The following is an 11,443-nucleotide window of genomic DNA, read 5'->3' as shown; positions in this document are numbered from 1 at the left end:
CGCCTTGTGGGCAGCTGCAAAAGGGCCGCCGCCCGCTTAGGGCGGGCCCTCTATATGCATGCAAAGTGTATGCCGCCGGCCCTGATATGTCTTTGCTTTGTTTGCCCTATTTAGCCCACTTCCAGAAAGAATCTTGCTGCAAAATGGCAAATATGGAAACATTAGACAAGTTTGACATCGCCATCCTGAATGAGTTGCAGCGCGACGCACGGCTGACCAACACCGAACTGGCTTCGCGCGTGGGGCTGTCGGCCGCGCCCTGCTGGCGGCGTGTGCGGGCGCTGGAAGAAAGCGGTTTCATCACCGGCTACCGGGCCGAGATCAATCGCCACAAGATAGGGCTGGGCGTGCTGGCTTTTGTGCGGCTGGACGCCGACCGCAACAGCGGCGACGCCACGCGCCAGCTGGAGGAGGCTATCAAAAAGCTGCCGGAAATTGTGTCCTGCCACTACATCAGCGGCACCGGCACGTTTGAACTGCAGGTGGTGGCGCAGGACCTGGAGGCCTTCAGCAAGTTTGCGCTGCAGAACCTGATCAACCTGCCCAATGTGAAGGACCTGCACACCAGTTTTTCACTGGGGGAGGTCAAGGCCAGCAGCGCGCTGCCGCTGGGGCATTTAGCCTAGATGCACGCGGCCAAGCGCTTGCAAAAGTGAGGTGCTTGTATGGCTGGAGATCGCCCAGGTCTTCATTTCCGGGACGGTTTCTCGGCATTCACCATTCTGCCGTCCGGCAGGATTACCCACTTGTCGGTATTGATCATATTGCCGTCCACGTTGATTTGCCATTTGCCCAACTCCATATAGGCGACGACGGAGTGGCAATTTGCCGAGGAAGTGCAAAGTAAAAACTGGGCCAGCCCGTCCGAGGCGCTATTTTTGAAATACCAGGAAGACCACCACTTAAAGTAGACAGGCTTATTGGCTTCATTTGAGTTCGTGGCAACCAGATACGCCGCCACGCCTTTTTTGGCCGGCGGAAACATTTCCGAGGAAACGATGCGATAGGCACCGATGCCGACGCTGGCGGCATACGCGGCAACAATGCCAAAAATCCAGGCGATGACTTTTGTTTTCGGGCTCATGGGGAACACAGGTTTGGGCGCGGCGCTCATGGCCTCAATGGCGTGAAACGGCAATTGCCCGGCTGACTTCAGTACGATGTTAGCTTGCCTTGACGCAAGCGGGTACTTTATCTCCCCGTGAGGCCGCCCTTTTCGTTTTTCCTCTTTGCCACCCCGGAGCCCGCCATGACGAAATTCCGCAATGCCATTTGCGCGCTGTCCCTGATGACCTTCATGCTGGCACCAGGCAGCCTGATGGCGCAGCCGGCCGGCCCCGAGGCGCTGCCCATGCGCAACCTGCAGATCGAAGTGCGGCAAGCCGGCAGCAGCCTGCGCTCGCAGAGTGCCCTGGGCGCGCAGGGCGGGATCGTGCTGCAGCCGGGCCGCTCGGGCGCCAATGGCCATATCACGGCCCAGGATAGCCAACGCAGCGACACGCGCGATCTGGTGCAGCGTGTGCTGGTGCTCAACGGCCGCCCCGCCAACATCAACCTGGGCAACAGCCAGCCGCTGCGGCTGGTGCAGGGACGCCAGGCCGCCACCGTGTTCATCGATGCCAACAGCGGTTTTTCGGCCCGGCCGCTCTGGTACGGCGGCGACAGCGTGGAGCTGGAACTGGCCGCGGGGCAGGCCAGCCGCACCGGCTCGTCGCCGATGGCGCCCTTGTCCTCATCGTCCACCAGCACGTCGCTGAGCGTGCGCCTCGGGGAATGGGTGACCGTGGCGGAGTCCGACGACGCGAGCGCCGGCAGCAGCAGCGGCATCGCCGACAGCCGGCAATCCACCCGGCGGGATGGAATGCGGGTCGAAGTCCGCCTCTCCGTACGTTAGAAAAGAATTCAGTCGCGCACGCAGCGCGCGACGAGAGGCAGCAAGGGATAGCGCAGCACCGCCTCGCGCCCGCTGGCGCCCAGGCCGAATTCGGCGCGCATGCGCGGGTTGCTGTACACCGTCTGCCGCGGGCCCTCGCCGCCGGCATCGCGCTGCAGCAGGTCCTGGCCGCCGGGTCCTTCCAGCAGCGCGGTGTCGTCGATGAATTTGACGCGGAACGTTATGCCGTGCTCGCAGCGGTACAGCGGGCCGTCGGCCTGCCAGTTGCCGCCGGCGCAGCCGCCCAATGCCACCGCGGCCAGCAGCGCCGCACAGAGGTTCCATGGCTTGTTCATTGATGGCTCCTGGAAGGTTCAGCGGGGCCAGAGCACCCACAGCCGCAGCGGCTGGTTCATGCGCGCGGCGAGCTGGCCGGCCTCGGGCCCGGTGCCGGCGAAATAGTCGGCCCGCACCGCGCCCACGATGGCGCTGCCGGTGTCCTGGGCCAGCACCAGTTTTTGCAGGCTGCCGGCCCCGCCGCGCGAGGCCAGCCACACGGGCGTGCCGTAGGGAATGCTGCCCGGATCGACCGCGATGGAGCGACCCGGCGTGAGCGCTACGCCCTGCGCGCCCTTGGGGCCGAATGCGGCGTCGAGCTCGCTCAGGGGCTGCTCCTGGAAAAAGGTGTAGCGCGGGTTGCTCCAGAGCATCTGCTGCACGCGCTGCGGCGGGTTTCTCGCGGCCCAGGCCTTGGTGGATTCGACCCAGGGCGCCGTCATGCGGCCTTCGCCCTGGTCCAGCAGCCATTGGGTGACGCTGCGAAAGGGCTGCTCGTTGGAGCCGGCATAGGCCACGCGCACCATGCGCTGCGAGCCGTCGGCCTCGGTCAGGCTGAGCCGGCCCGAGCCCTGGATGTGCAGCGACATGGCCTCGACCGGGTCGGCCAGCCAGGCGATCTCGCGGCCGCGCAGCGCCGCCCTGGCTTCGGGCAGGGTGTCGATTTCCTGGCGCGAGTACCAGGGCTTGCGGCTGGCCAGCGAGGCCGGCGGGCGGTACAGCGGCACTTCGTAGCCGGCGCCGGCCTGGCGGCTGGCCTTGAGCACGGGTTCGTAATAACTGGTCAGCAGCCCGTCGGCCGCGCCCTGCAGGTTCTCGACCCGGTAGGGCTGCAGCCGGCTCACCATCCAGTTGCGCTGCGCTTCGGCCGAGGCGATGCTCAGGCGCCTGACCTCGGCGCACAGGGGCGCAAACACCGGGCCCGGCCGCTCGCAGCTCTTGAGCCAGGCGTTCCAGCCCTCGAACAGCGCGTCCTCCTCAAAGCCCGGCAGTTCGGCCCAGCGCACCGCGACCCAGCGGCTTTTGCCCTGCAACATGGGCGCGGGCAAGGGGCCGGAATCGCCGGGGCGGCTGCCGGCTGCGGTGGGCTCTCCCGGTACCGATGAAGGCGGCAGCGGCGGGCTGGCGCAGGAGGCCAGCAAAGCCGCGATGGCGATAATCGTCCCCATCCGCATGGAGCGCATGGGACGCCTTTCATGCCTGGCGCGTATCGACGGAATCCAAGGAAATGTCATGGCCTTACTTTTGCTGGAAGCCCTGGGGGCATTGCTGCTGCTGGTGTTCATTGTGTGGTGGACGATGTTTTCAGGCCGCAAGAACGGCGAACTGAAGGAGCCGGAACCGCCGGCGCCCGCCGCACAGCCCCGCAAGGATTAAATCCGGCCTGCGGCACTACAGATTGCGCAGCAGGTTGGCGAGCTCCACCGCCGATTTGACACCCATTTTGTCAAACACCCGCGCGCGGTGGACTTCCACGGTGCGCACGCTGATATCCAGCTGGTCCGCGACCAGCTTGTTGGGCAGGCCGCCCACGACCAGCCGCATCACGTCGCGCTCGCGGTCGGTGAGGCCGTCGATGCGGGACTGCAGGCCGGTGGACTCGCTGTGCTGCGCCAGCGCCGCGGCGGAATGTTTGAGCGCCTGCTCGATGCGGTCCACCAGCGCATTGTCCGAAAACGGTTTTTCGCAAAAATCAAAGGCCCCGCGCTTGACGGCGTCGACGGCGGTGGGGACGTCGGCATGGCCCGTGAGAAAAATCACCGGCAAGGTCGGCAGCAAGCCATAGCCGATCAGTTTTTCAAACATGGCCAGGCCGCTCAGGCCGGCCATGCGCACATCCAGCAGCAGGCAGGAGGGCGAGCGCACCTCGAAGCCCTTGGACACCCGGGCGTCAAAGGCCTCGGCACTGTCGAAGGTCTCGCTCAGCAGGCGGCGCGAACGCAGCAGCCAGGCCAGTGCGTCGCGCACGCTGGCGTCGTCGTCGACGATGTAGACCGTGGCATTGTGAATCGGTTCCATGGCTGTCCTTCAGGCTTGCGGTGGATCGCCGTCCCGGGGCGGCGCCGCGGGCAGGGTGAAACTGAAAATCGTACCCTGCGGTTCGGCGGCTTCAAATCCGAGGAAACCGCCGTGCTGTTCTATCACGGTGCGGCACAGGCTGAGCCCCAGGCCCATGCCTTCTTCCTTGGTGGTGAAAAAGGGCGTGAACAGCCGCTCCGCGACGTCCCCGGCAATGCCCTCGCCGCGATCGATCACCGCGAACTCGACCCAGCGGCTGTGCGCGTTGGAAGCGGCCGGGCGTATGCGCAGGGTCAGCACCTTTTCAGCCTGCGCCGCGCCGCCGGCCGGCTGCGCGCCTTCGGCCAGGGCCTGCATGGCCTGCATGCCGTTGCGCGAGAGGTTGAGCAGCACCTGCTCGACCATGGTGCGGTCGCACAGCACGGGCTCGCAGGCTTCATCGACCTCGATGACGACGCGCACGCCTAGCTTGCGGGCTTGCAGGCTCACCAGCGGCATGATGGCGTCGAGCAGCGCGCGCGGCTGGACCGCCTCGCGCACCTGGTCGCGCCGGCGCACGAAGTCGTGCACGCTCTTGATGACCTTGCCGGCGCGCTCGGCCTGCTCGGCGATGCGGCGCATGGCCAACTGCAGGTCTTCGGACAGCGGAGCCGGCGTCGGGGCAGCCGCGCCGGTTTCCTCCTGCAGCAGGTTGAGCGATCCGGTGGCGTAACTCGAAATCGCCGCCAGCGGCTGGTTCAGTTCGTGGCTCAGCAGCGAGGCCATTTCACCGACCATGGCCAGCCTGGCCGTGGCCTGCAGGCGGTCCTGGCTGGCGCGCGAGAGCTCCTCGACGCGGCGCTGCTCGCTCACGTCCAGGATGGCGCTCATCCAGCCGGTGTGCTTGCCCACGGCGTTGATCAGCGGGGCCTCCATGATCAGCACCGGAAAGCGCGTGCCGTCGCGCCGCATGAACACCGACTCATGGCCTTCGCGCGGCAGGTTGCTGCCCGCCAGCCGGATTTCCTGGCGCTGCTGGTAGACACCGGCGAGCTCCGGCGGCCAGTAGGGCGAGGGAAAACTCTGGTTCAGCAAATCCTTGGCTTCCACGCCCACCATCTTGCAAAAAGCCGGGTTCACATAGGTGATGCGGCCCTGCAGGTCGCGCGCGCGCAGCCCGGTGAGCACCGAGTCCTCCATGGCCTTGCGAAAGGCCAGCGCCTCGCCCAGGTCGTGTTCGACCTTGAGCCTGCGCCGCATGTCCCTGGCCAGCAGGAAGAGCACCGCCATCAGCGCCAGCGACATGGCGGTCACCAGCGCGGTCAGCACGTTGGGAAACAGGGCCGGCGTGCCCAGCCGGCTCTCCATGCGCACGACCAGCGTGTTGCCCGGCAGGTCCAGCAGCTGCTGCGCGATGTAGATGCGGTTGCCGCGCGAGGGCACGCCGTGCAGCGCCAGCCGCGTGCCGTCGGCCTCGGTGAAGGACAGGCCGACGCCGCGCGCCAGCTGCCGGCCCACCAGCTCGCCCAGAATGTCCTGCAGCGAATAGGTGGCCACGGTGTAGCCCGCGAGGCGGCCGCCCACCACGATGGGCAGGCACATGTCCAGCACCTCCAGGCCCAGGCCGTCGGGCTGCGGCATGAAATAGCTGGTGGAATAGGCCGAGCCGCTCAGGCGCCGGGCCGTGGTGCAGGTCAGGGCCACGTCGGCCTGCATGCTGGCCCTGCCCAGCCGCTCGAACACCGAAGTGCGGTAGGGAGTCTCGACAAAGGCCAGCACGTCCAGCGACTCGCTGCGCCATTCGAGCCGCATGATCTCGCGGTGCTCGCGCAGCACTTCGGCGGCCGGCGCATGCCAGGCCCCGGGGGTGCGCTCGCCGGACTGCAGCGCCTGGAAAGTCTGGATGTTGCGCGTGAGGCCCGAGCGGATGTCGGTGACGGTTTCAGCGGCGTCGTGCTCGAGCCGGCTTTGCACCATGCTGGATTCATAGCGCCCCGCCAGCCACACCAGGATGCCCAGCAAGGCGACGACCAGCGCCACCAGCAGGCCCCACAGCGCCCATCGCCGGCTGGCCCGGCTCACGTTGATGCGCGCAAACTTCACGCCCTGCGGCTCCTTACAGGACGCGGTGGCCCAAGGCCGGCAGGCGCTCGCGCACGCCGCGCAGGTTGGCGGCCTGGACTTCGGCCATCACCACCCCCGCGCCCTCCTCGCGCTCGGCGAGGATCTGCCCCCAGGGATCGACGGCCATGGTGTGGCCCCAGGTATGGCGCCCGTTTTCATGGACACCGCCCTGGGCCGCCGCCAGCACATAGGCCTGGTTTTCGATGGCCCGCGCGCGCAGCAGGACTTCCCAGTGCGCCTGGCCGGTGGTGTAGGTGAAGGCGCTGGGCACCAGCAGCACGTCGGCCTGCAGGGCTCGGTACAGCTCGGGAAAGCGCAGGTCGTAGCAGACGCTCATGCCTATGGTGTAGACCTGGCCGTCGCGCGACGCAAGCTCGAAACGCACGGGCTGCGCGCCGGGTTCCAGCACGCGCCTTTCGTCGTAGTCTTCCTGGCCCTGGGCGAAGCGAAACAGGTGGATCTTGTCGTAGCGGGCCGCGCTTTCCCCCGAAGGCGCGTAGGCCAGCGAGCAGTTGCGCGCGCGGGCAGGATCCTCCGTGGCCATGGGCAGGGTGCCACCCACGATCCAGAGTCCCAGTTCGCGCGCCGAGCGGCCCAGGAAATCCTGGATGGGCCCCTGCCCCGGAGACTCCTGGAACTGCAGCTTGTCGGTGTCCTTGCGGCCCATGATGCAGAAGTACTCGGGAAGCACCGCGAGTTCGGCGCCCTGCGCCGCGGCTTGCCCGAGCAACTGGCGCGCCACCTCGAGGTTGTCCTCGATGCGGGTGCCCGACACCATTTGAATAGCGGCTACTTTCATGGTCAGCGCGTCTCCGTGGAAGCCTGGCTGGGCTTGCTGTCGGCCTGGGCCTTGCGGTCCAGCTTGGTGACCCGGGGGTCGGACCAGGTGCCGTCGATGTGGAACTCCTGGGTGGCCGCCTGTATCAGGGGCCGGCGCAAAAACATCTGCGCCAGGAAGCTGCCCAGCCCTATGGCCGGGTTGATGGCGGTGGCGATCAGCGAAGCCGTGCCAGCGTTGATCTCGGGCACCACCACGACCTTGATGTCCTGCGTCTCCCTGGCGATGTCGGCCGAGCCCTCCATGAGCACGGCGGCATTGACGCCGCGCATCTGCAGGTTGTTGGTATAGGCCACGCCCTGGTTGATGTTGACGTCGCCGCGCACGAAGTCGAAGGCGAAGCCTTCGGAGAAAACGTCGCGGAAATCCAGCGCCAGCCGGCGCGGCAGGGATTGCAGGCTCAGCACGCCCAGCAACTTGGCGATGCCGGGGTCGGCCTTGACGAACTGCCCCGATTCGACATTGACGTTGAATTGCCCGCTCATGGACGGATAGTCAAAGCTCAGCGGCGAGCCCACCCAGGCCACCTGGCCTTCGAGCTTGCCCTTGCCGCGGCGAATCACCTCGCCCATGCCGAAACGCTTGAGCAGGGCTCCCGAGTCGGCGACTTCGAGCTTGAAATTCATCACCGTGCGGCGGCGTTCGGCGACCGCACGCGCGGCGCGGTTGCCGCCCGCGGCAGCGACGGCCTGCGCGTTCAGGGCCACCCAGTTGCCGTTGGCCGTCAGCACGGCCTCGGGGAGGATCACGTTGAGTTTGTTCAGCCGCCATTCGCGCACGCCGTCGCGCGCCGCGCTGGAGGCCCCGCGGTTGACGGCGTCGATCTCGACCCGTCCCAGTTTCTTGCCGCGCAGTTCCAGGTCTTCCACGACGATGTCCAGGGCCGGGATGCTGGCCGGCTGCTCGTTCAGGATGGCTTCCACCTCGTTGGCCGCGCCGGGTTCCAGGCTCAGGCGCGAGAGCCGCGCATAGACGCGCCCGGCGCCCAAGCCGCCGGGCTGGCGGAATTCAACATAACCATTGAGCTCGCTGGCGTCGATGTTGGCGCGCCAGGTGAAGCCTTCGCGCGAGCCGCCCACCACCACGTTGTTGAGCTTGCGCCCTTCCACCACCAGTTCGCGGGCGCGTATGGCCATGGTGGTCGGCAGGTAGCTCATGGCGGCGTTCGCGGCCGAGCGGTTGAGCGCCGCGGACGCCGCCGGCGGGGCCGCCTGCAAGGTTCCGCCGACCGTGGAGTCGCCCAGCAGCCTCTGCCAGGCGTCGAGGTCCACATGGGCCAGGTTGATGTTGGCCGCCACGCCGGTCTCCTGCATGGGCGCGGCTTCGCCGGGCTCCAGGCCCACGGCGATGCCGCCGCGAATCACGCGCGGCTCGCTGCCGCTCAGGTCGCGTACGTAGACCACCGAGGCCGTGCGCCCTATCGAGACCGACAGCTGGTCTTCAAGTTTTTGCCCGGGGCCCATGGAAGCCTGCAGCAAGGCATTTTCAAAGCGCAGCGGCAGCATCGCGTCGGCAGTTTTGTTCAAGGGCGCGGGCAGGTTCAGCGCCATGCCCTGCAGGTTGCTGGAAATCGCCAGCTCCGGCACGCCGCGGCGAAACCCGAGCGTCGCGGTGTAGGCCGTGCTGCCGCTGGCGTTTTGCGCCATGCGCGCCAGCGGGCCCAGCTCCCTGGCCTGGCGCATGCCTTCGGCGCTCACGCTGCCTTGCGCCTTGAAGGTCGCGACGGTTTCCGTCTCGGCGCTGCCCGTGGCACGCGGCTGCGAACTCAGGCCGCCGTCAAAGCGTACATCGCCGCCCAGCAGTTTGGCCTGGCCGCCAGCGACGGAGAAACCCTTTTCGCTGACGTTCACCACGCCCTTGAGTTTTGCCAGCATGGGCACGGCCGCCGCGAACTGCACGTCATTGCCGGGCAGGGTGACCGTGCCTTCGACGCGCGATTTGTCGATCGAATGAATGGGCAGCTCCAGGCGAAAGCGGTAGTCGCCCGTGCCGCCGGCCTTGGCCCCGGCCAGCGCGTGGCCGGTCATGCTGCCCACCGGCGACTGGTTGACGAAGCCCAGCGCGTCGGCCAGCGCCCCCTTGAGTTCGACATTCACGTGGACCGTCGAATCATGGGTCAGGTCCGGAATACGCGCCTCGCCCTTGGCCAGCTGCAGGCCCGGCAGGCCGGCGACCTTGCCGCTGGCGCCATTCACTTCCAGCGAGGCGCGATCGAAGACCAGTTCGCCGCCCAGCTCGGCCAGGGCCGGCCAGGGCGCCGTGCCGGCCGGCTGTATGGTTTTGGGTACATAGGCGAAGTGGCCGCCGTGAATTTTGGCGGACACCCGGAAATCCCCCTGCGCCGGGTTGGTGAAGGGCAGGTGCTCGAGCGGGCCCTTGACCTTGAACTTCACGTCGCTGACCTGGCCCTGCACCACCGCGTCGCGCACGTAGTGGCGAACCTGCTCGGGCAACACCAGCGGCAAGTAGCGGTGCACCCGCGCGCCGTCGCCCCGGCTCAGGCTGCCCTGCAGGTCGAGCACGCCGGGAAAACGCAGGTCGGGCGCGCCCGCGGCGGGCGCCGGGCCGGCCACGTCCTCCGTGCGCCAGCTGGCCTGCGCCTGGCCCTGCGCGTCGGCATTGGCGAACTGCAGGTTGCGCAGCTGCGCCTCGATTTTGCGGCCCGAGAACTTCCATTGGGCCTCGACAGCCAGCTGGTCGAAGGGCACCAGGGAATCCTCAAAAACGCCGGGCAGGTCGAGCGCGCCGTTGGCGATCTTGACCTTGGCCTGCCCGCCTTCGTGGGTGAGGTCAAAGTCAATCGCGGCGCCGCTGATGCCCGGCCTGCCGGTCTTGGGATGCACCGCGGCATGCGGCGCAGCGGGTGCGGGAGCCGCCGCCGCCGGCGGCTGGGGTGCCGGCAGCGCCGCAACACTCAGGCCGGCCACCCGGCCTTTCGCGGCATAGGTGCTGGGCGCGGCGATGGGCCCTTGCCAGCGCGCCTCGACGGTCTCGACCAGCCCCTTGGGCGCGAAGGAGGCGATGAAACCGTGCGTGGCGGCATCGAGCGGCAGGCGGTTGGCAATCTGCGCGAGCGCGGCCAGGTCGAGCTTGTCGGCCTTGAGCTCGGTGTGCTGCGGCACGCCGGCCTCGTCGCCGGTGTGCGCCAGGGCCACATTGCCGCCCGGCCACTGCAGGCCGTCACGGGTGCGAAAGCGCAGGCCCTCGGTGCTGAAGTCAAAGCCGTTGGCGCGCTGGCCGCCGCCTATGCGCCCCGCGACGGATTCGAAGGCCAGCGGCTGGAGCTTGGCGCCGAAGCGCGCATCCACGTCCTGCAACGCCACGTCGGCGGTGCCGCCGGTGATACGGCCCTTGCTCACGTCGGCCCAGGCGCGCAGCGCGCCGTTGCCGCGCGCCAGCTCCACGCCCAGTGTGTCCATGTTCAGGTATTGGCGGATGCGCGACGCGTCCACACGGACGAATTCGGCAAACAGCTGCCCGGTCCAGGCGTCGAAGTCGCCGGCGCTGCCGGACAGCAGGGATTGGCGGAATATGCCCCTGACGGTGAAGCGGTCGCCCCATTCGGGGGGCGGCGTGGCGTCCAGGCGCAAGAGGTGGCGGCGACGCGCGTTGCGCATGACCCAATCGACCTGCGTGAGCGCCAGCGGCGGCGCCCGCTGCAATTCGTCGGTCCAGCGCACGGTGCCGCCGCGTATGGCGAATTCGGTTTGCGAAAAAAACCAGTCGGCCGCGGCGCTCTGGCCGCCGGCCCGGTCCTGCGAGACGTCCAGCCCGCCCACATAGATTTTCCCGTCCGCGGCGCGGCGTATGTCCAATTCGGGCTTGTCGATGTAGATCTGCTCAAAGCCCAGCCCCCAGATCGAGGAAGGCGACAGGGCGCCCAGCACGCGCGGCAGCCTCAGGGCTTCGCGGCCCTGCGCGTCCAGCAAGGTGACGTCGCTCAACTCGAAGGAAGGGATCATGCCCTGGGAATGCGCGGTGATGCCGCCTATGCGCACAGGCACCCCCAAGGCCTTGCTGGCCTCTATTTCCAGGCGCGGACGGAATTCGCCGATTCGCGGCACAATCCAGCCATGCAGCACGAACCAGCTCAGGCCAAAGAGCAGCCAGGCCGCGGCGACAAGCCACAACAGGATGCGCAGGATCAAGGCAAGCCAGTGCAGGCGGCGCGGCGGCAGGGTGGACAGGCTGGGAATCGTTGGCTCCATTGACCAGAGAATTATGACCGCCGGGGCGCTTATCCGCCCGGCGGGGGACCATGAAGTTTTGTGAAG

Annotated in this window: 10 protein-coding genes; 3 read left to right on the top strand and 7 right to left on the bottom strand. The window is 67.6% G+C overall.

The window, feature by feature from the left end; all coding sequences use genetic code 11:
- Positions 1-152: 152 nt before the first annotated feature.
- A complete protein-coding gene (locus AC1D09_RS18295) occupies positions 153-626 on the top strand; it encodes an Lrp/AsnC family transcriptional regulator (protein ID WP_007870093.1) in 474 nt (157 codons plus the stop codon).
- A 62-nt stretch (positions 627-688) separates the two neighbouring features.
- Here AC1D09_RS18295 and AC1D09_RS18290 read toward each other — a convergent pair whose 3' ends face one another.
- The gene (locus AC1D09_RS18290; protein ID WP_477662095.1) at positions 689-1,114 is read right to left on the bottom strand and encodes a hypothetical protein; all 426 of its coding nucleotides are present in this window, start codon (positions 1,112-1,114) and stop codon (positions 689-691) included.
- Positions 1,115-1,249: 135 nt separating this feature from the next.
- Between AC1D09_RS18290 and AC1D09_RS18285 the strand changes: the two genes are divergently transcribed.
- Positions 1,250-1,894: a hypothetical protein gene (locus tag AC1D09_RS18285; protein ID WP_477662096.1), complete on the top strand. Its 645-nt coding sequence runs from the start codon at positions 1,250-1,252 to the stop codon at positions 1,892-1,894.
- An 8-nt stretch (positions 1,895-1,902) separates the two neighbouring features.
- Here AC1D09_RS18285 and AC1D09_RS18280 read toward each other — a convergent pair whose 3' ends face one another.
- Both AC1D09_RS18280 and mltA read right to left on the bottom strand, forming a co-directional pair.
- Entirely contained in the window at positions 1,903-2,229 is a 327-nt protein-coding gene (locus AC1D09_RS18280; RefSeq protein ID WP_477662097.1) for a hypothetical protein, read from the bottom strand.
- 18 nt (positions 2,230-2,247) lie between these two features.
- Positions 2,248-3,495 (bottom strand): murein transglycosylase A, encoded by a 1,248-nt coding sequence (mltA, locus tag AC1D09_RS18275; RefSeq protein WP_477662098.1) that lies wholly within the window; start codon positions 3,493-3,495, stop codon positions 2,248-2,250.
- Here mltA and AC1D09_RS18270 point away from each other — a divergent pair.
- Positions 3,443-3,586, top strand: a complete 144-nt coding sequence (locus tag AC1D09_RS18270) for a hypothetical protein (protein ID WP_477662099.1) — start codon at positions 3,443-3,445, stop codon at positions 3,584-3,586. The genes mltA and AC1D09_RS18270 overlap by 53 nt on opposite strands.
- 15 nt (positions 3,587-3,601) lie before the next feature.
- On the opposite strand, the gene AC1D09_RS18265 is transcribed toward AC1D09_RS18270, so the two are convergent.
- The 4 genes from AC1D09_RS18265 to AC1D09_RS18250 are packed head-to-tail and all read right to left on the bottom strand — an operon-like array spanning position 3,602 to position 11,377.
- Complete coding sequence (locus tag AC1D09_RS18265) at positions 3,602-4,228, bottom strand: response regulator transcription factor (protein ID WP_007870111.1); 627 nt, start codon at positions 4,226-4,228, stop codon at positions 3,602-3,604.
- Between the two features lie 9 nt (positions 4,229-4,237).
- Entirely contained in the window at positions 4,238-6,310 is a 2,073-nt protein-coding gene (locus tag AC1D09_RS18260) for a two-component system sensor histidine kinase NtrB (protein ID WP_477662100.1), read from the bottom strand.
- Positions 6,311-6,323: 13 nt separating this feature from the next.
- On the bottom strand, positions 6,324-7,130 hold the full coding sequence (locus AC1D09_RS18255; protein ID WP_477662101.1) for a carbon-nitrogen hydrolase family protein: 807 nt from the start codon (positions 7,128-7,130) through the stop codon (positions 6,324-6,326).
- A 2-nt stretch (positions 7,131-7,132) separates the two neighbouring features.
- Positions 7,133-11,377, bottom strand: a complete 4,245-nt coding sequence (locus AC1D09_RS18250; RefSeq protein ID WP_477662102.1) for a YhdP family protein — start codon at positions 11,375-11,377, stop codon at positions 7,133-7,135.
- Positions 11,378-11,443: the final 66 nt, after the last annotated feature.

It is taken from the genome of Polaromonas sp. P1_A2 (assembly GCF_056406895.1).
Note: the sequence above shows the minus strand (reverse complement) of the source record. Positions and strands in the feature narration are given on the sequence as shown.

Coding starts and splice junctions, on each gene's coding strand:
- AC1D09_RS18295 (WP_007870093.1), top strand. CDS start 153: ATGGAAACATTAGACAAGTTTGACATCGCCATCCTGAATGAGTTGCAG.
- AC1D09_RS18290 (WP_477662095.1), bottom strand. CDS start 1,114: ATGAGCGCCGCGCCCAAACCTGTGTTCCCCATGAGCCCGAAAACAAAA.
- AC1D09_RS18285 (WP_477662096.1), top strand. CDS start 1,250: ATGACGAAATTCCGCAATGCCATTTGCGCGCTGTCCCTGATGACCTTC.
- AC1D09_RS18280 (WP_477662097.1), bottom strand. CDS start 2,229: ATGAACAAGCCATGGAACCTCTGTGCGGCGCTGCTGGCCGCGGTGGCA.
- AC1D09_RS18270 (WP_477662099.1), top strand. CDS start 3,443: ATGGCCTTACTTTTGCTGGAAGCCCTGGGGGCATTGCTGCTGCTGGTG.
- mltA (WP_477662098.1), bottom strand. CDS start 3,495: ATGAACACCAGCAGCAGCAATGCCCCCAGGGCTTCCAGCAAAAGTAAG.
- AC1D09_RS18265 (WP_007870111.1), bottom strand. CDS start 4,228: ATGGAACCGATTCACAATGCCACGGTCTACATCGTCGACGACGACGCC.
- AC1D09_RS18255 (WP_477662101.1), bottom strand. CDS start 7,130: ATGAAAGTAGCCGCTATTCAAATGGTGTCGGGCACCCGCATCGAGGAC.
- AC1D09_RS18250 (WP_477662102.1), bottom strand. CDS start 11,377: ATGGAGCCAACGATTCCCAGCCTGTCCACCCTGCCGCCGCGCCGCCTG.